Genomic DNA, 25,850 nt, shown 5'->3' on the forward strand with positions numbered 1-25,850 from the left:
ATCCAATAAGTGCATTAGCTATTACCCCCCCCCCCATCAACAGAAGTAACCGTAACTAACCCAGCTCCAAAAACACAACTTGTTGTAGATGGCACAAACGGATCAGACACAAACGATGGATCTGAAAGTAAGCCATTAAAAACTATTCAAAAAGCTCTTGAAAAAACTGCACAAAAACCTGCAAATATTACCATTAAAGGCAATTTTTCACTTAATACACCTGTAGAAATTCCACAAGACATTACACTTTCTATCGATAAATCCGGCGCCACAATAACAGGCTCAAATAATACCAACGATGGAATCACGCTGAAATCTGGTTCCACACTTCGCGGTGACGGCGAATTGAAAATGACTGCATTTAAGGTAGCTCTTACAGCGGAAAAAGGCTCTCTTATTACAGATGGCACATACACTTTCAAAGATAACGCAGTAGAAGACAGTCACGGAATTTACCTTGCGGGAACAGTAAAAGGCACAAGCAAAGATAAATTAAAAATTACTGCTGATGACAAATGTAATACAGGTTTTTATGCTGATGGTATTACTTTCGAAAATGCTACTATTAACGTTAAATCACAAATTCGCACATGGTTTGACGCATATGATTTAACTTTGAAAAATTCTTCACTTACTGTAGCAGGCTTCGGAATGTCATACTATGTAAACAAATTAAACATGGACAATTCGGAGTTTGTGATTAATAAAATTGGTTGGAGACACTCAACTGGTTTAACAATTCAAGGCGACTCAACTGTTACCAATAATTCACGAATTGTTGCTAATGCAGGATCTACTGCAGGCATTTCCGTTGGAATATCAAATGGAAAATTAGCCGTTACCAACTCTACTCTTGAATTTAATAATGGTGGCGCTGGCGGCTTAAATGTAAATAGCGGAAAAGTAATTCTCACCAATTCTACAATCAAAGGTGATGGAAAAAATAGTGGAGCGCTTTTTGGAGCTCAAAACAGTGGATCTATTGAACTTAAGGGAGACTGCTTAATAGATAGCCCAGCAAATAAAAATGCAGACGGTGGAGCTGGAACAGGAAATAACTATGTTGTGACTGGAGGCTCACACATGGTTACATATGCTCCTGGATATCACAGCAACAAGGGAAGCACTGTTCCTGTAAACGGTGAAGAAAACGGTAACGAAAAGCTAAGTCTCTTTACTCTTGCTGATAGTTCTGTGAATGAGATAAAACCAATTAACAAAAAAGGAAATACCTACATATACTCAGTTAATAAAGCTTCTAAAGATAACGAAAAGCACGTATGGGTTCCAGCAGCAAAAGTGACATTCGAGCTCAATGATACAAAAGCTGAGGATTCTAAAAAAGCTAAAGGAGCTATATTCTCTGACTCTTCAACTAAAGCAAAAGAATCCCTTGCTATACGCGGTTACGCATTAAACTTTGCAAAAACAGTGGCAGGAGGAAGTACTGAAGTACCAGCAAATCCAATTGCTCCTGGATATAAGTTCCTCGGGTGGTTCTGCAAAAACGCTCAGCATAGCGAGCAAAAATTTACTGAAAAAATGATAATTAAAAGCGACACAACAGTGTACGCAAAGTGGGAAAAAGATTCCTCATCTTATGCTGTTCGCTACCATAATTGCGCTCAAGATGATGCAACATACATTGTTAGTGAAACTAGTCCAAAACGCACTAGCAAAGTTCTTTCATTCTACGAAGTTGTTAAAAATAATGCAAAATTTGCCCGAAAGGGAATGGTCTTCAAAGGTTGGACTACCGATAAAAACGGCAAAGGCAAGACTGTAAAAGCAGGTAGCAATATTTCTATATCGCAAAGTGAAAACTTAATTGACTTATATGCAAATTGGGAAGAAAAAGAATTTACAGTAAAATTCTCTGCAAATGGCGGAACTTTCTCCAATAACAGTATATTTAAGACAAATACAAAAGTATTTGAGATTAAAAAAGATAAGCGCGGTGGAGATGTTGCTGTTGTTAAGAAAACAGCAACATTTAGCGAAAACAGGACGCTAATCAATCTTATTAAAAGTTTGGATGATAATGTCAATATAGACACACCTGGCATTAGTGGCAAAGCAGATTCTGATTCAGACACAACTTATACAAATCTAGCCACGCGCAAATACTACACGCTTAAGAATAAAGATGAATCGTACAGTATATTCGGAATTACGATTGGAAGTTACTACTATTGGTTCAAAGACAAGAATGGAACTGAAAAAGCTAGTATTGATAACAATTTACGAGTGAACGACGATCTTACCTTCTACCTTAAGTGGGAGATTAATCCAAATGTTAAACAGATACAACAGGAGGATATTAATCTTCCTGCAGATTTATTAACTGGCGAGAACACAGCAACTACAGCGTATAAAGTTACTCCAGGACAAACTATTGATTTCACTGGCACAATCACAGCTTCAGTAGTAAAAGACCAAATGAAGACGATAGAAAAGAAATTTAACACAGTAAATGCGAAAGATTATGACAAAATTACTCTCGAAGATATGACATCTTCGTTCATGGCTACATTTACTATCCCAGACGGTTTAACGCTGCCTGAAAATATCACAAAAAATACACTTAAGCTCGATGGGTTCTCAGATACTTTTGCTATCCAGGATGTGCAAGTTAAAGACAAGACTGTAACAGTTACTATTAATTTGAAATCTGGCATTACAACGTATGCAGCATTGCAGACAGCAGTACAAACAAATCTTGGCGACGCAATGAAAATCACTATTCCGGGAATAAAGATAAATCAAGATTTCTCCGGAAAAGCTACAATCGTTGGAACAGTATCTGGCTCATTCCACGCAGCTGCAACATTTAATGGAACAACGAAATTATTTGACTTTACTTGGAACGGCTCACAAACAAACGATGGTAAGAACTCTGACGCAGCAGCAGGCGCTAATGATATTTCTCTCACCGTAGAATATGATCCACAAACTCCTCCGACACCTCCAACGCCACCTACACCGCCTACGCCTGTTCCTGAACCTACGCCTGTTCCTGAACCTACGCCTGTTCCTGAACCTACGCCTGTTCCTGAACCTACGCCTGTTCCTGAACCAACACCAAAACAAACACCAGAAAAAACACCATGGCCAAAATATAAGCCGACTCCAGAAAAAACACCAAACATTACGCCACTACCAAAAGAAAATCCAAATAATAAAATCGTAGAAAAACGCAAAAATGATAATAACCAACTTCCAAAAACAGGAAGCGCAATATCACTAACCGCTTTTTCTACAATTTTAACGTTTGGACTTGCTGAATTCATAGCAAAAATTAAAGCACATAAAAATAAATAAACAATAATTTCATAAGAAAAAAAAAACAAACAAAATAGGGGTTAGTATTGTAAACAACTGCACTACTAACCCCTATTAATTACACGCAAATATTCAACAATATAATCACGATTATTATAGTCACGATTATATTAATAAAGTAAGGTAGTTCAAGATTATTTTGCGGATTGAATTGAAGCCTCTTGGCGAGCAACGTCAAGCGCTTTGTTGAAGGCATCACTAGTCCAACTTGCTCCAGCAACAACCGAAATATGCAAATCTTTTAACGGTTTTCCAACGATTTTTCCTGGAATAGCCTCACTGAAAGCGCTCATGTGTTTTTTGGAGATTGGCGTAAACGGATGAGACGTTATTTGCACACTGCTAATATTTCCATTTGCAACGCTTAAATTCACGTCAATGCTATCTTCTGCAACTGGCCCATACTTAGCTTTGATTTTGTAATCGCCATCTTTGTAATTGCCAGTGTCTGTTTTAGGCGAATTTTGCTGATTTTGCTGATTTTGCGAATCCTCACTTTGCGCGGAAGCGTGCGATTGTTGAGCACCAGAATCGTAAGATTTCGAAGCATTGCCACTATCGTTTTCGCTTTGACCAGAGTTTCCTGCAAACTCATCATTCATTGGAACGGCACTCGGCTCGCCGCAAGATGCAAGAAATGCACTTGAGCTAGCCAAAACCGCAATCGCAGCAACCGTTTTTGCAATTTTTTTAGACTTCAAATCATCACGCAAATTAGTGCAGCGTGAAACATTGTGAAACATATTGTCTAAAATCATAAATCATCGCCTTTAAATCTTAAATTAAAACTATGCGCAACTAATCATTTAAAAACTAATCATCTAAATTCGCTAATTTAGGTGACTTAGTAGGCTCATGATTTTGCAAAGCTTCCGCAACGCTTTCATCAACATGTGCACTCGTAAACGCAGGCTTGCCACCAATCGCCTCGTACGCTTTGCGCGCAACCTCATTATTCCAACGTTCACCAACAAGCACACCGTGGTTGAGCATAATTTCACGATCCGCGCATTGAGCAACCAAAGAATCGTGCGTTACAACAATAATCGTAGTTCCCTGGGAATGAAGCTGCTTAAACAAGTCGAGTACAATCTGCTCATTCTTTTCGTCCAAATTACCAGTCGGCTCATCCGCAAGAAGCAACTTCGGGCAGTTAATAAGAGCACGCGCAACGCAAACGCGCTGCTGCTCACCGCCAGAAAGCTGGCTTGGTAAATGATGTGCTCTGTCCTTTAATCCCACGCGTTCCAAGGCTTCCATTGCTTGCGATTCATCTACAACTGAATGATAATATTGCGCAACCATCACATTTTCTACAGCTGTTAAATGTGGCACAAGATAAAACTTTTGAAACACAAGACCGATTACGTTTTTGCGAACGTCTGCAAGCTGGCCCGCGTTCAAATCCTCGAGTTTGCGGCCTTGCAAAGCAACGGAGCCTTTAGACGGCGAATCCATGCACCCAATAATGTTCATTAGCGTAGTTTTGCCAGAGCCGCTCGAGCCAACAATCGAAAGCCACTCGCCTTGCGGCACAGTAAGCGACAAATCGTCAACAGCGCGAAGAGAGCCGTAAATCTTGGAAACATGGTCCAAAGTCAACAGCATTTCTGGCTCAGCTTTTGTGCTCTCCAGCTTAGTTTCTTTATTCTCTGTCATATTAAATCCTTAACTAAAATCCTTAACTAAACACTCTAAAATCACTCTAAAAATCACTATAAAAGCTATTCTTCTCGAAGCACAATCGCAGGGTCTATTTTTGAAGCGCGCAAAACAGGCGGCAACGCAGCAACGCAAGACGCTGCAACGCTAAACACAATAGAAAACACAACCAGCCACCAATTTACGCTCAAATCTCGCGCAAACACCATTGACGCAAGCAATCGCGCAAATCCATACCCCACTGCTGTACCAGCGATTCCGCCAATAAAACCATAAAGCCCAGATTCTGCAGTGAACTCAATGCCAATGCTTTTAGCGCTCGCACCCAAAGCTTTGCGCAAGCCAATCTCATTTCGGCGCTGCTGCACAATCGAAGAAATCGTAGTGCTTACGCCAACCATCATCAACGCAAGAACAACCAGCGAAACAATCCAAAATAGGCTGCGAAGCATAGCAATAATGCCAGTATCTGCCGCCGTAACTTTAGTAACTTGTTGCGCACGAACACGCATAGAAGTCATATCGTTAATGCTGCGCACAACAGCATCTACGTTCGGCGCAGAAGACGAGTAAGCAATCACGTCCGCACCGCGCTTAACGCCTGTAAGCGCACGCAAATCCGCGTTAGTTGCGTAAAGCATGGAATCTTCGGCATCTCCCGTATCTAAAATGCCGCAAACGCGGAAAGTTGTGCCGTGAGTATCCATAATATCTGTGGAAACTCTGCCTTCAACAAGCTTATTTTGAGAAGATTTATCTGTTTGATTATCTGTTTGATTGCCTGCTTGATTACCTTGCGATTTTTGCGCAAGGCTATCCGAATCCGAGGAATTATCGCCAGCGCGATACGCGATTGCAATGCGCGAACCAATCTTCAATCCCATAGCCGAAGCAACATCTCGCCCAACCATAACGTTGCCACTGCTAGGCCAAGCGCCGTCCACGTTCCAATGCTTATTAAGCGACTTAACAGCGGAGACATCCACTCCAGCAAGCACGTACGGAGCCGCATTAATGCGCACATTTTCGTAACGGTAGGTAGCAAATCGCATAGCACCTTTTGCAAGAACCATGTCGTTAGTGTGCAAAACCATTGCGCGATCAATGCCATTTTTCCACTCGCCTGCAAGCGGCGTCACAATAATATTCGCTCCGTATGCGCGCATTTCGTCACTCATTTGTTGAGGAACAACAATGCAGATTGCAGCCAAGCAAAATAGCGTAGCGGCACCAACAAGAGTGGCAACTACTGCCATAAGCGCACGCGACTTTCGGCGAAAAACCGCGCCAAAAAGCATAGTCGCAAACATTGCGCCATTAGAAGTCATACCCGAACCAGATTTAACGCCCATGAAGCACCTCCGCAGGACGCACATGCAAAATAGAGCGAATAGAAGAGCCAGCAGCAGCAAGAACAGTAATCGCAAGAAGCACAAACACCAGCACAAACACCATTGGTCGAAGCGAAATCGCAGAACCAAACACGCTAAATCCAATCACTTGCGCAACGCCAAAGCCTGCAATCATGCCAATAAGCGCACCAGCGCATGCAATAACCGCTGTTTCCATAAGCATTAGCCGCGCAACAGCACCATCGCGCGCACCCAGCGCCTTGAGCAGCGCAAGCTCCCCCGAGCGCTCCGAAATCGCAGCCGCCATAAGATTCGCAACCGCAACAGCCGCCGCAACCAAGCTAAGCGCCGTCATAAGCACCATCACAGCGCGCGTCTTGTTAAGCACGCTGCCTTGCATAGCCGAAACTTGCCGCACTTGCTTTGCAACAGCGTCTGGAATCACTTCTTCAATTTGGTAAGTAATCGAGCTTGGGTAAGCTGTGCAATACCACGTCTCCCACTCTTCTTGGCTAAGCGCCGCTGGATTCTTCGCCGCTTTACGCGCTAAATCGTTTTCTGGCGTAGTCAATGCTTTAACTTCAATCGCCTCAACCATATTTGGCTTGTTTGCAATACGCTGTGCCTGGCTGGAATCCGCGTAAATCGCGTTATTGTCGCTATCTCCAGAATCGTAGATGCCAACAATTTTAAGTGAGATTTGTCTGCCAGAACGAGTTAGTTTTATTCGCTGACCAACTTTTAGATTATGACTTTTAGCAAGATTTGTGCCAACAGCAGCCTCGTGCTTAAAATCGCGCGGGAATCTGCCTTCAAGCATCTTCCACCAAGACCGCATTCCTTGTACACCAACAACTGTTGTTTCTCCAGAAGCGAGCGCAAGCTTGCGATTAAACCACGTGCCAACAATTGGGACTACTGAATTAGCAGAATTAGCAGATTCGGCAGAAGAATTTGCTTTAAGATTTGCATAAATCGTTAGTTTTGGCGCAAAATTCGTTATGTTAAACGCCCAAAAAATCATTTTGATTTTTGCAGCATCCGATTCCTTCAAAAAAGCGGTAGATTCTTGACTTTCAGCATCCGCCAAAGTTTGAGAAGTTCGAGAAGTTTGCGAATTACTATAGTTCGACTTTGTGCGAGACGCATACAAGTCGTTCACAACAGCATTCGACTTAGGCTGAACAATAATATTGGATCCGTAAGAGCTAAGCTCCGCGTTAATTTTGTCTCCAACATCGTAAACAACACTAAGCATTGCAACGCTTACACACGCACTCAAGCACACAACAATCGCTATAAGAACTCGCTTTTTAATCTGCCTTGCAAGAGATCGCGCAACCATTCGAATCATAAACATTTGCAAGCGCTCCTACTTAAAGTGCGAGCTAAGCACGTCTAAATCGGCTGTGTGAATGGTAATTTTTCCGCCACCAGCCTTGTATGGGAATGGAATCGGGTTGCATCCGCCCTTAAAACCAATAGTCGCCAAATTTATTGCAACATCGCATTTTCGGCATATTATCTTGCCGTCTTTTTCGTAGTAGCCTGCGTCTCCGCAATTTTCGCAAGCATCCAAGCCCACTCCATACGCTCCACCATTTTTCTTGATGATTATAAAGCGCATAACAGTGCCATCTTTAGCTTTGTATTGGAATCTATGCAAGTGGCCATCGCTAATTTGCACAAAGTTGATTGTTGCTACGCCATCATGCAACTCGTACGGTTCTGGCGGCGTAAGCGTTGGCTTAATATTCATAAGAGACACACCAGCAGTAAGCGTAAGTATTACTACGATTGCAGCCATTAGCGCCGCAAGCGCAGACCTTCTAGACTTGCGCTTAAACGCTCGCTTTGCGCGGATTTGTGCAGAATTTTCTCCAACTACAGGCGTCTTAAAACCAATTACAAGAGAGGCGAATGCAGGAATCAAAAACACGCAAATTTGCGCAATAATCATAAGCGGAGCGTTGTTTATAAGCCAAACAAGAATGCTAAACGAAAAATCGTCTATATACAGCAAAATACTTCCTTGCATAATTTGCAGCAGGGATGTTAAATGCTGAATTAGCAAAATTATTAAGCTTAGAATAATTGCGATTTTAAAGGCGCCAATACTCGCGGTTGTGCGCAAAGATCGCACCATAAGACTTATGCAAATCACAGCAGCCGCGCCAAGAATAAATCCTAGCGCGCGAAGAAGCATATCGGAAGTAAACGGAGGCGTGCTGGAGTCAACGAAAATCGTAAGCTGCAAAATCACGTCTGGGAGCGCGTAAAACACTGTAAACGCTAGGCATAGCGCGCCAATTGCATTGCTTATGTGCAAGGGCAGCGGATTTTTGCGCCATTTTGCAACCGTTTTGCCAGATGCGCCAACACAAGCGATTGTGGCAACGTCTAGCGGAACAGCAATGCAGAGCGCTGGAAGATTCACAAAATTGCGCTGATTAATCACCACGCTTGCGCGCAAAAATGCAAAAACAAGCGCCGCAACTGTTCCAAAAATCAAGCCAAAAAGTCGCCAGCGAGAGCTGATTGGCTTATCTCGCCCCTCGCCAACGCTTAGCGTGGCGCTTAATCCCATTGTAAGCAGCGCAAGAGGGAGCAGCCCTGGAAGTACTGTAACGAACAGCCTGAGCATGTCTCCCTCCTTTGCTGTTTATGTGATTATTTGTTATTTATTTATGCATTATGCATTATTTATTTGTTGTTTTTATTTGTAAAAACTACCACTGGAAAAAACACCACTGCAAAACTACCACTGACGTGGAGTGTACTTCCAATCGTCGAATGTAGCGGTAATTGGCTCAGTCCAGAATCGGCCAGTCACACCCGTAGCAGGATCTACGTGAAGCATCCAACCCTTCTTTTCTGGCGATTCAACAGAAAGCACTAACTTGTAGTTTCCAGCCTTATCGAGCTTAACATTTGCGCCGTAGTGAGGACCGTCGGAAGCGTTCATTTGCATAAACGTTCCCTTTACAACAGCGTCGCCGCTCGCCTTATCAATAATTTGATAATTCACAGTCAAATCTGGAATAAACTCGCCCTTGCCGTAGCCAAGCTTTGTACCTTCCTTGTTTGCGTGAATATCTGCCTCAAGATGGAAGCTTGCCTCGCTTGCCTTTAAGCCCATGCCTGCTGGGACCATGTCAACTGGCTGGAAGTACACGGCGCCAATCGTAAGTGGGCCAATGTTCTGGTCTTGGTTAGGTCCAACTGGAACCTCTTCAAAGCCTTTGTCTCCGCCCTTATCGTCGGCCCTCTGCTCAGATGCTTGTGGCTTTGCAGCAGATTTTGCCGCGTTTCCGTTTGCACCGCAACCAGTGAGTGTTAGCATTCCTGCCAGCGCTAAGGCTGCAATTGCCATCATCTTTTTGTTCTTCATATCTAACCTTTTCTGTTAGTTAATTATCTGTTTATTATTGCTTGATTTTTAGTTTTGATTTTTAGTTTTGACTTATCCGCGAACGGTTGCTTGCGACTTGTGTGTGCGCAAAATAGACACGCATAGCAGTGCAATAACCACGATTGCAGCTACGACTTGCGCCGAAATCGTTTCAACGTACGGATAGAATCCAAGCCAATCGTTAGTTGGCAAGCCTTGAATATAAACCCCAGCGAGCGCATCACCCTCTATAAGCGCGTGCACGCCTCCGCCAGCAAAAATCACCACTAGGATACACATTAGAGCGCTGGTTCCTGTAAAGAATGGGCGAATTGGTATGCGAACGGATGCGAAGCGAATTAGCAGGAAGATTACAACCAAAACAGCGGCTGCAGCTACAAACCCGCCCCAGATCATGGAGTCTGCTCCACTTGATACAGCAAAAATCGCTTGATAGAAGATTACAGTTTCTGCACCTTCGCGAAACACTGCTAAGAAGCTTAGCAGCGCTAGAGAAATCAGGCTTCCTTTAGAAACTGCTGCTGTCGTTTGGTTGCGAATATACTCGTTCCAAGCTTGCACAGAAGATCTTGAAATCATCCAATTGCTTGTGTACAGCAGCATAAGCATTGCAAACAGGGCTACAACGCCTTCCGTAATCTCTTGCTGCGGACCAGAACCGTTAAACAACAATCCAAAAAGCGCAGCAACAATAAGCGAAGCTATGATTCCTGCAACAAGCCCCATGTAAATGTACTTAACCATGCTCTTGTGCCCAGATTTAATAAGATACGCGATTATTGCAGCCACAACCAGCAGCGCTTCCAACCCTTCGCGCAACAAGATTATAAAAGCCTGCCCAAAGGAGCTTGTTATAAATTGCATAAACGGGTTGGCGTTAGATGCCGCTCCGCCGTCTAGTTTTGCTGCATCTTCAATAAGCATTGACTTAAGATCTGTCACGAACTTTTTTGTTTGCTCAAATGTTTTGCCATTGTTCATAGCCTGCCTGCACTCTTTGAACTGGTATTCAACAGTGCTTACCCGGCTTCCGCTTATTGCGTTCATCACGTTCTTCTCAAAACCGAGCTTTTCGTAATATTGGTAGTAGGCTTCGTTTACTAAATCAACAGCTTTGGCAACTTCTTGCTTGTTTCCTTTTGCTGCTTTGTACGTTGATGCAGATTTATCGAGTATAACGTTCATTTCGCGCGCAACTTGGCTCCAAGTTCTGCCATTTCGCCCAAGATTTTTCTTTTTTGCTGCATCGAGCTTTTTACGCTCTTTTGCGATTTGCGTGCGCAACTTGGCTGCGTAAACATTCGGCTTATCTAGCTGCGTGTTTGCATCGAGTTGAGAAGCGGTTTGCGCAATATCTCTTTCCAGAGTAGATGCCACTTCACTAATCTGTGCGCTTTGATTTTGTTGATATACCAAAGTTTGCAGTTGCTGGAACTGGTCACTTTGCGACTGCACCTTATCTTGACCAATTGTGTCTCTAACAACGGTTATGAAGTTTGATGCTACGTATACCGAATTGTATGCAGCTTGGAATCTGGTTGCAGCTCCTGCCATATTTGCACTATTGTATTCGTTTTTACCTTGTTCTATTTGGCTTGTAACTGCTGAAGAAACTTCTGACCAACTGTTATAGGTTTTGTCAGCGTCAGTTGCGTAGGCTATTGTTGGCTCTCCAACTAATCCTACTAATCCAACTACTCCCATTGCACAACTTATTAAAATGCATATTGACAACAAAAATGCCGATGCGCTCGCAACTTTTTGGCGCGCTTTTGCACACGCGTGCATAATGTCTCCATATCTCCTTTGGCTCTAATCCCCATCGAGCGCACACAATTTTTTCTATTTTCGTTTAGTTTTAATCGTTCAAATTTTTTGGCGGCTTTTGCACGGTTTGTATTTCCGTTTTTATTCTGTTTAAAGTCGCTTCGCAAGTAACCCCATGAACATAATATCGATATATCAAGTAGATTGATATAGTTAGACGCAAAAAACACGCAAATATTACAAAAATGATATTGATAATGATAATTATCAATCTTTTTGCGAATCGTATTGAGAAAAGCCAATAAGCCCAACAAACTCATTAAACATGTTTCTCATACTTTCTACAATGCGACTTTTCTTCTCAGCGCGCGCAATCGCCGCAGCGCCATTGCTATAATCCGCAAGCTCTCGAAGCTCTTTTTCGTTAAGCTGCGCAATAAACCCTTCAATAAGCTTCTTTTTACTACGCAACTGCGGGCTAGCGTCAATCTCCACCCTAATAGAAGAAAGAATATTTTTATCTCTGATTTGTGTTGGCGTTTGTTGTGCGTGTGGGGGTTTGAGTGTTGAGTGTGTTGCTTTCGGTTTTGTTTGCTACTAGGGGCATTCAAAACCGAAAGCTTTTTGTTTTTGTTCTATTTGTTTCCATACTGCGTTTTGAACGTTTTGAACGTTTTACGCGTTTTGTATATAGCTAAAAACTTATACGCGATTTTGCAAGTCACATCTGCATTTGTTATTTCACTGCATTGTTATTTAGTACCCCTTGTTATCTCATCTCTTTTTTGCCAAATTGTGTTATTGCAATCAAAAATACAAACACAGATATTGCAATTGCACATGGCAAAAATGGTATAAGATTAAATCCGTTTCCTAATCCTGTTGATGTAACTGCATGTAGAGAGCGGGAAACCATATATCCGCTGTAACAATAAGGATAAACTACCCAAAGTGGAGTATTTGCTATTAATACGCCAGGAATTACAAGAAGTATATTTAATCCAACGGATAACATTGACTTTTCAAAAAGAACAGTAATCGCCCACATGACTATTACGCTTGGAATCATAGTCAAAAACAGATCTAAACACCATTTTAGTAGATACATAATTGGGAGCGTTTCTGTAACTCCTGTGCTACTGGTTGCAAACAATCCTGCTATGACGAATACAGCAAAAAATACGACCATTTCCATAAGCAAATAAAATAATAGTACGCAAAATTTTGCAGCAGAAATCGCGTATCGACTAACAGGCAGTGCCAGCATTTTTAGTATTCCGTTATTGCTCGTTTCTCGTCCGGCAATCATCACGCAAATAACAATCATACTAAGAGGAAGCAAATAGTATGAATAGACTAATGCGCTTTGAATAAACATAGCAGCCCATGCGTGTGTATATTCTGGAGTGAAGTATCTATGAAGGCTTGCTACACCAGATCCAACCACAATTAGTGGTGCAATAAAAATCAAAGGAATAATTTTACTACGCTTTACTTTCTTAAATTCGATTCTAAGAAGTTCAAAAAATCTCATTTTCATAATCTCCTTATTCGTAGTGCAGCTTCTTAGCTGCCCACAATCCAGAACATAAAAACAGAAGTGTTTCAACTATTGATACGATTACGACCGTAGTATTAGGTTGCGCGCTCATGGCAACTGCTGGTTTTAGCATAACGATAAAAGGTGATGCCATAAAAAGCACGATGTCTGACGAAGCCAATGCCATGCCGCTTAAAAATCCTGCTACACCAATTCCAAGCGTCACCCACATGTTTTCAAATCGTGATGATACAAAAATCATAAAGGACAATACGGGCATTGATGTAATAAATGAATATCCAGCAAAAGATATAAGAGTACTTACATTAAACGTGCCTTGTGGCAAATCTGTTACACCGATTTTTGCAAGTGCTAAATTTTGTATGCAAATAGCGATTAGTAACAGAACGGTCAGCAGCATAAATTTGCATAGGTACATAGTTGGAACACTCATAGGAAGCATATGCATCTTTTTTACTGCATTTCCCTTAAATTCCATGTTGTAGATAATGCATGCGGCGACTATTATGCCGAACATGTTTAACACCATAATCATGCCGTAAAGCTGTGTAAGAAGAATATCCATAGGAGCTAAAGGCAGATTTAATAATGTACTTTTTCGTACAATGAAATTCACAAAAGCGTAAGCTGCTCCCATAACGCCAATAGCAATCATAAGAGCTATAAAGCCAGTTCTCTTGCATTTTTTGAGTTCGATTACAAGCGTTTTCATAGTCTTGCACTCTGCTTCCTGAGTGTATTGTCTTTATCAATCATGGATAGGAACATATCTTCCAAATTGTCGGCAGCAAAACCAGATCGTAATGCGTATTGTCGTAGTTCATCTAAACTACCTTCAAATAGTAAGTGTCCGTGATTAAGTATTCCAATATCATCTGCAATAAGCTCAATTTCGGATAGCATATGAGAAGAAATAAGAATCGTGCAATCGTAAAAATCTGGAAGCGACTTAATTAGATTTCGGATTTCGTGTATACCAGATGGATCGAGTCCATTTGTTGGCTCATCTAAAATCAAAATAGGTGGTCTACCAAGCAATGCTCCAGCAAGACCAAGCCTTTGTTTCATGCCAAGTGAATATTTTTTTGCAAGACGGTCTCCAAACTCAGAAAGACCTACTAATTCTAATGCGTCATCAACTGCACTCTTAGGTAGTTCTAAAATACGACGTATAATGTCAAGATTTTCTCTACCTGTTAGATTTGCATAGAAAGATGGGGATTCAATAAACGAGCCTATTTCTTTCAAAATAGGTATGCGGTCAGCAGGAAACCGCTTTCCGTCGATTGTAAATACGCCTTTTGTTGGAGCTGTAAGTCCTAGGAGCATTTTCATTGTTGTAGATTTTCCAGCTCCATTTGGCCCAAGAAAGCCATAAATGCTACCTTTTCGAATATGAAGTGAAACATCATTAACAGCAGTAAATGATTTATATTTTTTTGTTAAATGTTCTGTTGTAACAATATTGTTCATGGCAATATCTCCTTTCAGGATTTATGATATTGCGTCAACCTTTCTACAACATTCTCTTCACCTTACATCTACCTTACATTTTTATGCGAGGTCAAAAAATGAATATTCACATGGCATAATATATGTTAGGGGGCGCTCCATGAATCAGGATGATTATTTGTTGAACAAGCATATTCTGCTTGTTGATGACGAGCAGGAACTTTTAGATATGGTTGTATCCATATTAAACGAATACGGTTTTCATAATATAACTACTGCAAAAAGCATGAAAGATGCTGTAGAAGCAACACAAACATTACGTCCAGAATTAGCAATACTTGATGTTATGCTCCCTGACGGTAATGGATTTGAGTTAATGGAGAAGATAAAACAATATAGTGATTGTCCTGTTTTGTTTCTTACTGCTTGCGGTGAGGATGAAGATAAGTTTAAGGGATTTGACTTAGGAGCAGATGATTATATTGTAAAGCCGTTTCTTCCAAAAGAGCTAACGTTTCGCATTATGGCAATTTTAAGACGAAGCTACAAGAGCGAAAATCCCATTGTTAAACTGAAAAATAGTCAGATTGATTTTTCTTCTGCAGAAGTAATAAAAAATAACGAACATATTCCACTTACAGCCAAAGAACACGATTTGCTTTCTGCTTTATATAGAAATGCGGGACGTATCGTAACAATTGACGCGTTATGTGAAGCTGCATGGGGTGATAATCCTTTTGGATATGAAAATTCTTTAATGGCGCATATACGTCGTATCAGAGAAAAAATAGAACTCAATCCATCGCAGCCTGTTTCATTGGTAACAGTAAAAGGTTTAGGATACAAGCTGATTGTGGAGTAAAGCAGAATGAAAAGCATACCAAAACTAATACAACGCTTTATAAGTATTTTTCTACTAAGCACTGTGCTCATAGTATTAATGAATATTATTGCGTTTGTTGTACTTATAGGGAGTTACGCACCCGATAAAGAGATGTCTCCCTATAACATAGCAAAAGAGACGGGAGAAGCATTACAATTATCCGCAAGTGGGGATTATGTATTATCAAAAAATATGTCTTCCAAATTGACAAATTCTGGCGCATGGGCAATTTTGATTGATAATAATACGTTAAGAGTCGTATGGAAAACAAAAGACGTTCCTGCAACTATTCCAAACGATTATACTTTGTCTGATGTAGCTAATTTGAGCGTTGGCTACATTGATGGTTATCCAACTTACACTGGTGATAATAAGAATGGAGTTGTCGTAGTCGGATTTCCGCACAAAAGCTTTTGGAAACATACGCAACCAAGTTGGAACTACAGTTTAATCTCAAATTTTCCACAGATTGTTTTAAGCGTATTCTTCATCAACATTTTGCTTATTCTTGGAATTTATTTAATAGCTAATATAAAACTACTAAAATCAATTAATCCAATTACAAAAGGGATACAACGTTTATCTAGTGGAGAAAGCGTGCATATTCCAGAAACAGGAGCACTTTCAGAAATTTCATCTAACATAAATTCTGCTTCCGATATTTTGCAAATACAAAAAGAACAATTGAGAAAAAAGGAGACTGCAAGAGCGAATTGGATAGCTGGAGTTTCGCATGATATTCGTACTCCGTTATCTATGGTTATGGGATATGCGGGACAGTTAGAAAATTCTCTCCATATTTCGCAAGAAGATCGTAAAAAAGCGACGATGATTATTAAGCAAAGTGCAAGAATGAAGAATTTGATTAATGACCTTAATTTGGCTTCAAAACTTGAATATAATATGCAACCCATTATGAAAAAAGAAGAAAATATTGTTGCTGTTGTTAGGCAAGTTGTTGTGGATTTTATGAATATGGGTGTGCAAGATGAGTTTTCGATTAAGTGGGAAACAGATGCTAAATTGACTGTTTGCAATATTAATGTAGACAAAGATTTATTAAAACGAGCAATATCTAATCTTATTCAGAACAGCATATCTCATAATGAAAATGGGTGTACGATTTATGTATCCGTTGCTGCAAATAATAACAATTGTATTATTTGCGTTGAGGATAATGGTATAGGTGCTTCAGATGAAAAAATCGAAAAGCTTAATCATGCACCGCACTATATGATTTGCGATACAAGTACTGTAGAGCAACGGCATGGTTTGGGTCTGCTAATTGTTCAACAGATTATTAGCTCTCATAACGGAACGGTTGATATAAGCAGAAGCAAACATGGTGGGCTTAAGGTTGAGTTAACAGTGCCAAGTAAAAAATTTGGGTTATAGGTCTTTTGGCCTATAACCCAAATATCCAGTACTTATTAGTTGTCTTTTTTGTACACTACCAGAAATAATTAAGCCGCTATCTCTAAGATGTCGCATTAAAGAATCAACTGTTTTATAAGACATTACACACAATCTCCTTCTCTGCAATTTTTTACTTTACAGTAAAATTTATTTTACAATTTTACTATGCACATTTGAAAGTGGAAGCTGATTGCAACGCTACCGTATTGTTTGCGTCTAGCTTCGATTCTTGCAAGCAAGCTAGCTCGCATAGTCATTATTGGGCATTAGTTGGAATTATTCAGCATTACTCAGCATCACTCCGAAAAAAGCGCGCTGGGAATGCACGCGTTTTGCGAAGCGTTTTATTAGGCAGCATTACAGCAAACTCAGCGCTGGTAGTTTGCACGATTTTTTGCAAATCGCTTTCTTGCGATACAAACAACGCAGTTGCGAGCGCATCGGCGTAAGCAGTTGGAAAATCGCACGTTTTGCTAGACACATACGCCCAGCTTGCGCATAAATCGCAAGCAGGAATGCCGTCAAGCGCATTAATCAAGTGAGTCGCAATTAAATTAGACTCAAAGCCACTTGCATCTTTGCCTAAATAACTTGCGTCTTTTACTTTCCAACGCCTTCTTGCGCTAGACGACGCACACAACGCTCCGCTTGCGATTGATGCCACTGCAACTGCTTGAGTTGTGTCAAACGGATTTTCCAGAGCAACTTTTATTTGGTAATCTTCATTGCTAAAGCAAGCGCGCATATCACCGCCAGCGTTTACCAAAAAATCAAAATCCGCAGGAGAATCGCTATTCGAAGGCGAATCGCCGCTAAGCTCCTCTTTAATAATCCGCGTTACAAGATCTACAAAATAACCTTTACCCGCTGCACCAAAATCAAGCTGCACTGGCTGATTCGTGTGAAGCGTTACGCTGCCGCAATCTCGCGAAATATTCCCCCACGTAACTGGCAAAGCGCGGCGATAATTAGCCCAACTGTCACTATCATCACTCGCGCTAGCTGCCGATTGCGGAACGAATTGCACGGAATTATCGTAGCCAAGCGCAAGCAGATCTGCACCAATACAAGCGTCGAAAGCTCCGCGAGTGGCAGCGTAAAACTCGCTATAAAGCGCAAAAAGTGGCCCAGCCCATTCTGGAAACTCAAAATCGCCGCCATCAGCCGCACAAGCCATGCGCGAAACAAGCGAATCTGCACGAAAGCGCGAAAGCACCGATTCATACTCTTCAACAAAAGTGCGAATCCGCTTCTGCACGCGCTGCGAAATCGGCTTGCTGCTAGAGATAATAATCCCCGTTCCAAGCGCGCGCTCAATCGCCATTACATTCCTAAACATCATTTGACTCACTCCCAACATCAAACACTCTATCAATCATCAAAAACCACAACAATATCCCCCAAAAGCCACAAAATAGCAAAATGTCGTCATAGTTTACAGAAAGCCATGTTCTATGCCTACATTTTGGCAAAATGAAGGCATAGCGTACAAAAAATACTCATCTATACCGACATCGTGGGAAAAATACTGCATCAACAACTATATTAAAATTGATGGTAAAGTCAGCATAAATCACAAATCCTCACTTATATGCATGCCAGATCGCAATTATCTTTAATATTTTCACATCAGCATATTGCCAACGAAAAATACTTACAAAATATAATAAATATAATATTTATGTACTTTACCTTGGTAGAATTTGTCTAAAAATTAATCAACTTATTGAATTCTGTCGAATAAGAAAAATTAGAAACAATATTGACATTCGATATAGTAATTGCAAATCATTAAGACTCTTCAGGAAAAAATCAAATATATTATCATCGCATAAACAAGACTTACTACAACAACCAACATGCTTGCAACATGCCGGTAAAGCTTTTGTATTATTGCAAAAAGATTAATATGCCGACAATGACTTTATTAGCTAAAAATACATTACAACGGTATGAATAATATAAAAATAAACTTACTTTTTGTATTTAGCACTTAATTTATTATTAAATTGTACATATAATTATCCCATATTATTCAGTCGTATATGAAAATCGAAAATTAGTCTACTAACTTATGCAGCTAAAGATGATTATCATGCGTGAATGGGAAAATGATGAAAACAGATCAATTAGGCATGACCCACAAAGATCATCAAGCTTTAGACGTTGCAAAGCTTTATTACAATGGATTATCTCAAGCTGAAGTGAGCGAAGTTTTACATGTTTCAAGGCCGAACGTGTCAAAATTATTATCTCATGCTAAAAAACGTGGATTCGTAAAAATTACAGTAGAAGATCCAAGAGAGAAAGACATACATCTTATAGAAACATTAAAAAAATATTTTCAACTTGATGAAGTTAGACTTGTCTCTCCTATAAGAGGACGCGATACAAATCTACATAAATCATTAGGAAAAGCTGGTTCACAACTCATAGCTGGTCTTCTGAGAGATGGAGATACAATTGGAATATCTTGGTCAAGGACGATCGATTATGTTGCTTCACAAATGCCAGAGATGCATTTTAATAACATACATGTTGTTCAATTGCGCGGAGACATGTCTTTGCCTTCTATGGATCTTTCTATGATGAACGCATTAAAAGCATTCCATATCGCTTTAAATGCCACTATACATACAATTGCTTATCCAATTATTTTTGAATCTGTTGAAGCTAAACAGGCTGTAGAACGTCAAACTGGCATAAGGAATGTGATTTCTCATGCAGAAAAAGCAAGAATTGTCGTCTATAGTGTTGGTTCAAATGAATCTACATCGCCTCTTATGTCTTCTCCACTCATAACAAACAATGAGAAAAAAGAATTAACTGAAAATTCTGTCGGCGATATTTGTTCACATTTCGTAGATAGAAATGGTAGGGTTTGCTTACCAGATTTAAATGCTCGGACTCTTACGATTTCTTTGCCAGAATTACGGCACAAAGAGCAACGCATTTTAATAGCAGGCGGAAATGAAAAATTAGACTCCATTTATGTTGCATTGACTTGTAAATATGCAAATCGATTGGTTATAGATGTACCAACTGCGCACAAACTAGCGTCGATATGTAAAAAGAGTAACAATTCTTAAAAATTGCACATATGTTCTGAAATTTTGTTCAAATACGTCTCCTGAACTACTACACTCTATGCCTAGAGAAACTGAGGTAGTTTCTCTAAAGTCAAAGGAGACAAAATGGAAGAAAAAGCTAAATACATAGATCACACATTGCTAGCTCCCGATGCAACAACAGAACAGGTCATAAAAATCTGCAACGAAGCGAAAAAGTATGGATTCTGCTCAGTATGCATAAGCCCATGCAGAGTTAAACTAGCTTCAGAGCTCCTTAAAGATAGTGACGTGAAAGTTTGCACTGTAATTGGATTCCCTTCTGGAGCGCATTGTACAGAAGTCAAAAAGTTTGAAACAGAACTTGCAATCAAAGAAGGTGCAAATGAAATCGACATGGTTATTAATATAGGAGCCGCAAAAGAAGGCGACTGGGGATATGTAACCAAGGACATTGAGGCAGTTGTAGAAGGTGCAAATCGCCAAGCTATTGTTAAAGTCATCCTTGAAGTGTGTCTATTAACAGATGAGGAAATAGTAAAGGCCAGCAAATGCGCACAAGAAGCTGGCGCTGATTTTGTTAAAACTTCAACAGGCTTCTCTACAGGAGGAGCAACAGTACACGCTGTCAAACTTATGCGAAAAACTGTTGGACCAGATATGGGCGTTAAAGCTGCTGGGGGAATTCATACATCAGAAGAGATGAACGAAATGATTGAAGCTGGCGCCAACAGAATCGGAGCCTCTGCTGGAGTGAAACTTCTTTCAGGAGAAGAATCATGATTACACAGCAGCCAGATTTAGCAAATGAAGAAACATTTGCTACTAATAAAACTTGGGGAATTATAAAAGATAAAACCATACAACTAAAAGATGGATATCTAAATAAAACTCCTATCTTTCAATACATGCTATTATCGATATGCTTCCCAATGTGGGGAATCGCAGCAAGTCTTAATGATGTATTAATCACTCAATTTAAGTCGGTGTTTTCACTGTCCGATTTTGCATCAGCATTTGTACAATCAGCATTCTACGGGGGGTATTTCTTAATCGCTATACCTGCGTCTAGAGTAATTCGGCATTCTAGCTACAAGGTTGGCATACTGATAGGTCTTACCGTATACATAATTGGATGCTCATTGTTCTTCCCAGCATCCACTATGGCAACATATTCTGTGTTCTTAGTGTCTTTATTTGCAATAGCAGTAGGTCTGTCATTCTTAGAGACATCATGCAACACATATTCATCGATGATTGGAGAAAAACGACTTTCCACTTTGAGATTAAACATTTCTCAAACTTTCTACCCTCTAGGGTCTATCGCTGGTATTCTGCTAGGAAAGTATTTAATCTTCACAGAAGGTGAATCTTTACATAGTCAAATGGCAAAAATGAGTGTGGCAGAGAGCCAAAAGTTTGCCAGGGAAATGTTACAAAGGACTCTACATCCATATAGGGTTATCATTTTAATCCTGTTAGTAATGCTAATTATTATTGCTATAACACAATTCCCATCTTGCAAACCTACACACACTGATGAGGATGCAAAAGATAATGCATCAATAGTGGAAACACTACGCTATCTAATAAAAAATTCTAGGTTTAGAATCGGCATTCTAACACAATTCTTGTATGTAGGAATGCAGACGGCTGTTTGGTCGTTCACTATTAGACTTGCTCTCAATATAGATCATGGTTTAAATGAACGCACCGCAGCAAACTTCATGATCTTTTCATTCATTGGATTCTTCGCAGGAAAGTTTATTGCAAACTTACTTATGACGAAGATAAATCAAGATCTTGTGCTTATTGGATACTCAGCATGCGGATTTATTGCATTAGTGTATGTAATACTTGTTCCAAATATGACTGCCGTATATGCAGCAGTGTTAGTATCAGCACTATTTGGACCATGTTGGGCAACTATTTACTCGCGTACTCTGGATTCCATAGAAGACAAACGTTTCACAGAGACTGGCGGCGCGGTAATTGTTATGTCAATAATCGGTGGAGCAATTGTTCCCGCAATACAAGGACTTGTATCTGATCACACTGGCTCTATGCAAATCTCATTCATAGTTGATTTAGTCTGCTTTGCAGCAGTATTCATCTATTTCTACTTAATCTACAAAAAATCTAAAAAAGAAAGCTGAATGTCATGTCAGAATTTAATATTAATCTTTTCGAATCGCAGTTCACTGAATCAGTAAAAGAAATATTACACAATAATGAATGGTCTGTTACCACGAAACAATATCCTCAAGGTATAGCATCCTTAACAATACGTAATTCTAGAGGATATGTTGAAGTGCTTCCATTCATGGGACAGATTATTTGGGATGCAAATTTTGATGGTAAAAGTTTGAGAATGGATAACATGTTCTCAAAACCTAAACCAGCAAACCAAATTGTTAACACATACGGGTGCTTTGCATTCCATTCTGGACTTTTAGCTGCAGGGTGCCCTTCTACGGAAGATACGCATCCTTTACACGGTGAATTCCCATGCTCGCATATGGATAATGCAAAATTAATTGTTACCGAGACATCTATAACAATTGAATCTTCCTACGAATACTTACAGGGCTTTGGTGATCACTATGTTGCAAAACCTTCAGTAACTTTACACGAAGGTTCTTCAATGTTTGATATTCATTTAGAAGTAACCAATAAGTCGCTATATGCGTCAATGCCACTACAGTACATGTGCCACATGAACTATGCATTTGTAAAAGACGCTAAAATAACACAAAACTTTGGCAATGACACATTCAAGTTACGAACATCTATTCCTGCTCACGTAAAGCCAACTCCAAGATGGACACAACTTAATGAAGACATACTAAGTGGTAAAAAAGATGCTAATTCATTAGTGGGAGCAGAAGAATTCGATCCAGAAATTGTCTACTTTGCGGATGGAGTAAACAAAATTACAGACAATGCAATTATTGATATGGTTGCTCCAGACGGCACTACATTCGAAACACAATTCTCCACGCAAGAATTCCCTGTTGTAACCAGATGGATTCTTTACAATGCAGATCAAAAAGTTGCAGCTTTTGCTTTGCCTGGAACATCTAGACCAGAGGGGCGCGAAGCTGCTAGGAAAGCTGGCACATTGATTCAATTAAATCCTGGCGAAACAAAGAAATTCACTGTTCATACTGGAATTAAGGAGAAGTAACAATGGAAATTGCAGTAGTTGGATCAAATATGGTTGATTTGATTTCTTACATAAACCGTATGCCAACAGATGGAGAAACAGTAGAAGCCCCAGACTTTCACATGGGCTGTGGAGGGAAAGGTGCTAATCAAGCAGTAGCAGCATCTAGAATGGGCTCAAAAGTATTGATGGTAACAAGAGTTGGTAACGATGTTTTCGCGGAAAACACAATTAACAATTTTGAGAAAAATGGTATTGACTCTAAATTCGTAATGAGAACGGACGCTACATCTGGAGTAGCTCCAATCTTTGTAGATCCACAATCGCGAAACTCAATAATTATAGTCAAAGGAGCAAACGCAAAACTTACACCAAATGACGTGGAAAAAGCTCGCAGTGAAATCTCAAAATGCAAACTGATAGTTCTACAGTTAGAGATTCCTCTAGAAACTGTGTATGCAACAATAAAAATGGGTGCGGAATTGGGTGTACCAGTCCTACTGAATCCAGCTCCAGCAGATCCAGCTTTATCACTAGAGAATATTCGCAATTGCGAATTTATTGTGCCTAACGAAAGCGAGCTTTCTCTCCTTACTGGAATGCCTGTTGACACTAGTGAAGATATCACTAATGCAGCTAGGATGCTATTACAATCTGGTATTCCTAATGTAATTGTTACATTGGGAAACAAAGGAGCACTATTAGTAAATAGTGAAGGCGAAAAGATGTTTAAAGCTGATGCACAATCCGCTCAAAATGCAGTTGATACAACTGGCGCTGGCGATGCGTTCATTGGATGTTTCAGTCATACATGGGTAAAGACCCATGACATAGAAGCATCTATAAAGGCAGCCAACATATATGCTGGAGATGCTGTAACCAAACGAGGTACACAGTTATCTTATGCTACGGCAGAAGAAGTTGGATTGGAATAGTTTATTATAAAGTCAATATACACTAATTAAGCGTATGGCATAAAAAGTTGGGTTGATTATACTCGATAGTTATCAACCCAACTTTTTGTGTTATACAATGGAAAATTGCTATTGTATCTTCCCAGACCAAAATTAGGGTTAATTGATCAATTTGCCTTCTCATACATCTAATAAGCAAACAAAAAAGAATGTAAACAACAAAAATGTAGTCAAAAATAATATCAGTTTATTAATGCGTGCTCACGCAAACGCGCAATCAGTGTAGCAATGGCATACAAGCTATCTAAAACTTTTAGAACAGCCCCAGATTTTTGGCTCAACCTTCAACGCGACTACGATATTCTGCGATTTGACGAATCCAACATCGGCGACATAACGCCACTCGTTTCGGCGTAACATGATTTACGCGCTTTAATGCCAAACAAATCTAATTTCGCAAAACAGAGCAAATCCCACTTCGCAAATTTGAAAATTTTTTAATTTTGCGAAATGAAACAAACATCGCTTGCCTCACGCAAGCATTTCATTAGCCTTTTTAGAAAGCGCATACCGAATAGGGCGTTCGCCAATAGAATAAACCATTTCAAGCTCAATCAAACCGTTAAGCGCGCTCACAATCTTTCTCTCACCAACCTGCTCACCAATTGCATTTCCAACGTATTCACTTAATTGTTTTCTTGTCATCGGAGTTGGATTATATGAAAAAAGCTTATTTTGCAGCAAAATTGTCATAACTTCGTACTGCACTTTAGAAATCTCTGTTTTTTTGGAAAGCTCGAATAACTTGTTCATGCAGTAAATAGTCTGGTTTACTTGCAAAGTAATATAATTTAACACTTCGCTCTGTGCTTTTACAATATATTCCAACATTTTGCAGCAAAACATAGTTAAATCATTGCAATTAAACAACTCCTGAGCTTTAGAAAAAGCAGCATAGTATCCAGATTTTTCCGCGTAGATTATAGAGCTTAGGCTCAAAATTGTTGGCATCGAAAGCTGCTCATGTAATTGCAAAGCAAGCAAAAACCGCCCAGTTCTGCCGTTTCCATCATAAAATGGATGCACGCTTTCAAAAGCATAGTGGCACATGCACGCCTTAATAAGCGTTGGGACTTCGTTGCTATTCATCAAATGCAATAACTCAGTTAAGTGCTCCTGAATTTCAGTTTCGGTTGCATCTCCATTGTGTATTACATTATCTGCACCATCACGAATACTTACTTTTCCACTTCTAAAGATTTCTCCATCTGGAATGTCTTTTACTCCTAATTCACCTTGCATAATGCGATCGTAGATTTTCCGTATATCTTGCAAGGTTTGTGGAATTGAAGTGCCGCACTCATTAGATTCAACAGCTGATTCTGCAACTGATTTTTTTTTGGAATCCGCAAGCTCGAGAAAAAGCTTAGTAAATTCACTAAAACGAGTATGCTTATTCTGCGCTCCTGCAGCATCAAGTGCTTTGGAAAGCTCTTTTCTAGTGCTGTGAACACCTTCAATAATGTTGGTATTTTGCACTTCTTTTGCAATAAGTTGCATTAAATACTCGCGCTGAGCAAAGGGAAGCAACTTGTTCCACTCTTCTTCAATGTTTTTTTCAGTATTCGCAATATCATTCATGTACGTTACAAGATCCGTTACACACATTGCAAAAATCTCATGAGCGTCAAATACGATTCCAGAACGATACGTCACAGGATTATCAATGCGCAATCGATATTCTTCTTCCGCAATATCACAAGGTTTTGCATTACTTTTAGACATCGCAACTATTTTGCGTATTGTTTTGTAATTCATAATGCGACTCCATTTACGTTATTGCGTTTACATTATT

The 25,850-nt window shown here is 40.0% G+C and carries 22 protein-coding genes; 9 read left to right on the forward strand and 13 right to left on the reverse strand.

The features are described 5' to 3' along the window. Positions 1-351 precede the first annotated feature (351 nt). Positions 352-3,321: an InlB B-repeat-containing protein gene (locus tag HXT19_RS05950; RefSeq protein WP_410313167.1), complete on the forward strand. Its 2,970-nt coding sequence runs from the start codon at positions 352-354 to the stop codon at positions 3,319-3,321. Positions 3,322-3,476: 155 nt separating this feature from the next. Here HXT19_RS05950 and HXT19_RS05955 read toward each other — a convergent pair whose 3' ends face one another. The 11 genes from HXT19_RS05955 to HXT19_RS06005 all read right to left on the reverse strand — a co-directional run bounded on the left by HXT19_RS05955 (position 3,477) and on the right by HXT19_RS06005 (position 14,569). Then, positions 3,477-4,100 carry an FMN-binding protein gene (locus HXT19_RS05955; protein WP_004114241.1) on the reverse strand — a complete coding sequence of 208 codons (624 nt, stop codon included), beginning with the start codon at positions 4,098-4,100 and terminating at the stop codon, positions 3,477-3,479. 55 nt (positions 4,101-4,155) lie between these two features. Beyond that, positions 4,156-5,001, reverse strand: a complete 846-nt coding sequence (locus tag HXT19_RS05960) for an ABC transporter ATP-binding protein (protein WP_004114240.1) — start codon at positions 4,999-5,001, stop codon at positions 4,156-4,158. A gap of 65 nt (positions 5,002-5,066) precedes the next feature. Then, positions 5,067-6,356: an ABC transporter permease gene (locus tag HXT19_RS05965; RefSeq protein ID WP_004114238.1), complete on the reverse strand. Its 1,290-nt coding sequence runs from the start codon at positions 6,354-6,356 to the stop codon at positions 5,067-5,069. Then, entirely contained in the window at positions 6,346-7,716 is a 1,371-nt protein-coding gene (locus HXT19_RS05970) for an ABC transporter permease (RefSeq protein ID WP_014554322.1), read from the reverse strand. The genes HXT19_RS05965 and HXT19_RS05970 overlap by 11 nt, the downstream gene beginning before the upstream one ends. A gap of 12 nt (positions 7,717-7,728) precedes the next feature. Then, the gene (locus HXT19_RS05975) at positions 7,729-9,000 is read right to left on the reverse strand and encodes a Fe-S-containing protein (protein ID WP_422119670.1); all 1,272 of its coding nucleotides are present in this window, start codon (positions 8,998-9,000) and stop codon (positions 7,729-7,731) included. Positions 9,001-9,114: 114 nt separating this feature from the next. Then, on the reverse strand, positions 9,115-9,747 hold the full coding sequence (locus tag HXT19_RS05980; protein ID WP_422119671.1) for an iron transporter: 633 nt from the start codon (positions 9,745-9,747) through the stop codon (positions 9,115-9,117). A 72-nt stretch (positions 9,748-9,819) separates the two neighbouring features. After that, positions 9,820-11,556, reverse strand: a complete 1,737-nt coding sequence (locus HXT19_RS05985) for an FTR1 family iron permease (protein WP_032834181.1) — start codon at positions 11,554-11,556, stop codon at positions 9,820-9,822. 246 nt (positions 11,557-11,802) lie between these two features. Beyond that, the gene (locus tag HXT19_RS05990; protein ID WP_004573678.1) at positions 11,803-12,030 is read right to left on the reverse strand and encodes a hypothetical protein; all 228 of its coding nucleotides are present in this window, start codon (positions 12,028-12,030) and stop codon (positions 11,803-11,805) included. A gap of 274 nt (positions 12,031-12,304) precedes the next feature. After that, the gene (locus HXT19_RS05995; protein ID WP_004114222.1) at positions 12,305-13,069 is read right to left on the reverse strand and encodes an ABC transporter permease; all 765 of its coding nucleotides are present in this window, start codon (positions 13,067-13,069) and stop codon (positions 12,305-12,307) included. A 13-nt stretch (positions 13,070-13,082) separates the two neighbouring features. Then, a complete protein-coding gene (locus HXT19_RS06000) occupies positions 13,083-13,808 on the reverse strand; it encodes an ABC transporter permease (RefSeq protein ID WP_285064375.1) in 726 nt (241 codons plus the stop codon). Then, a complete protein-coding gene (locus tag HXT19_RS06005; RefSeq protein ID WP_004116219.1) occupies positions 13,805-14,569 on the reverse strand; it encodes an ABC transporter ATP-binding protein in 765 nt (254 codons plus the stop codon). Before HXT19_RS06005 ends, HXT19_RS06000 begins: the two co-directional genes overlap by 4 nt. Before the next feature lie 139 nt (positions 14,570-14,708). Here HXT19_RS06005 and HXT19_RS06010 point away from each other — a divergent pair, with 139 nt between their 5' ends. Next, positions 14,709-15,410, forward strand: a complete 702-nt coding sequence (locus tag HXT19_RS06010; protein WP_004573677.1) for a response regulator transcription factor — start codon at positions 14,709-14,711, stop codon at positions 15,408-15,410. Between the two features lie 6 nt (positions 15,411-15,416). Next, a complete protein-coding gene (locus HXT19_RS06015; protein ID WP_032840656.1) occupies positions 15,417-16,826 on the forward strand; it encodes a sensor histidine kinase in 1,410 nt (469 codons plus the stop codon). A gap of 307 nt (positions 16,827-17,133) precedes the next feature. Here HXT19_RS06015 and HXT19_RS06020 read toward each other — a convergent pair whose 3' ends face one another. Beyond that, a complete protein-coding gene (locus HXT19_RS06020) occupies positions 17,134-18,171 on the reverse strand; it encodes an FAD:protein FMN transferase (protein WP_004573676.1) in 1,038 nt (345 codons plus the stop codon). Between the two features lie 787 nt (positions 18,172-18,958). Here HXT19_RS06020 and HXT19_RS06025 point away from each other — a divergent pair. The 6 genes from HXT19_RS06025 to HXT19_RS06050 all read left to right on the forward strand — a co-directional run bounded on the left by HXT19_RS06025 (position 18,959) and on the right by HXT19_RS06050 (position 24,412). Continuing rightward, positions 18,959-19,936: a sugar-binding transcriptional regulator gene (locus HXT19_RS06025; RefSeq protein ID WP_248911434.1), complete on the forward strand. Its 978-nt coding sequence runs from the start codon at positions 18,959-18,961 to the stop codon at positions 19,934-19,936. A 105-nt stretch (positions 19,937-20,041) separates the two neighbouring features. Next, entirely contained in the window at positions 20,042-20,698 is a 657-nt protein-coding gene (gene deoC, locus HXT19_RS06030) for a deoxyribose-phosphate aldolase (protein WP_014554314.1), read from the forward strand. After that, a complete protein-coding gene (gene fucP / locus HXT19_RS06035) occupies positions 20,695-22,071 on the forward strand; it encodes an L-fucose:H+ symporter permease (protein ID WP_248911433.1) in 1,377 nt (458 codons plus the stop codon). The genes deoC and fucP overlap by 4 nt, the downstream gene beginning before the upstream one ends. 5 nt (positions 22,072-22,076) lie before the next feature. Continuing rightward, positions 22,077-23,102 carry an aldose 1-epimerase family protein gene (locus HXT19_RS06040; RefSeq protein WP_248911432.1) on the forward strand — a complete coding sequence of 342 codons (1,026 nt, stop codon included), beginning with the start codon at positions 22,077-22,079 and terminating at the stop codon, positions 23,100-23,102. Positions 23,103-23,104: 2 nt separating this feature from the next. After that, a complete protein-coding gene (rbsK, locus tag HXT19_RS06045; RefSeq protein ID WP_422119672.1) occupies positions 23,105-24,016 on the forward strand; it encodes a ribokinase in 912 nt (303 codons plus the stop codon). A 267-nt stretch (positions 24,017-24,283) separates the two neighbouring features. Continuing rightward, the gene (locus HXT19_RS06050; RefSeq protein ID WP_285067731.1) at positions 24,284-24,412 is read left to right on the forward strand and encodes a helix-turn-helix transcriptional regulator; all 129 of its coding nucleotides are present in this window, start codon (positions 24,284-24,286) and stop codon (positions 24,410-24,412) included. A gap of 114 nt (positions 24,413-24,526) precedes the next feature. Here the strand turns inward: HXT19_RS06050 and HXT19_RS06055 are convergent, their stop codons facing one another. Continuing rightward, positions 24,527-25,813 carry a Fic family protein gene (locus HXT19_RS06055; RefSeq protein WP_285067732.1) on the reverse strand — a complete coding sequence of 429 codons (1,287 nt, stop codon included), beginning with the start codon at positions 25,811-25,813 and terminating at the stop codon, positions 24,527-24,529. Positions 25,814-25,850 lie beyond the last annotated feature (37 nt).

Origin of the sequence: Gardnerella sp. DNF00038, from assembly GCF_049262855.1 — a bacterium.
Lineage (GTDB): Bacteria > Actinomycetota > Actinomycetes > Actinomycetales > Bifidobacteriaceae > Bifidobacterium > Bifidobacterium vaginale.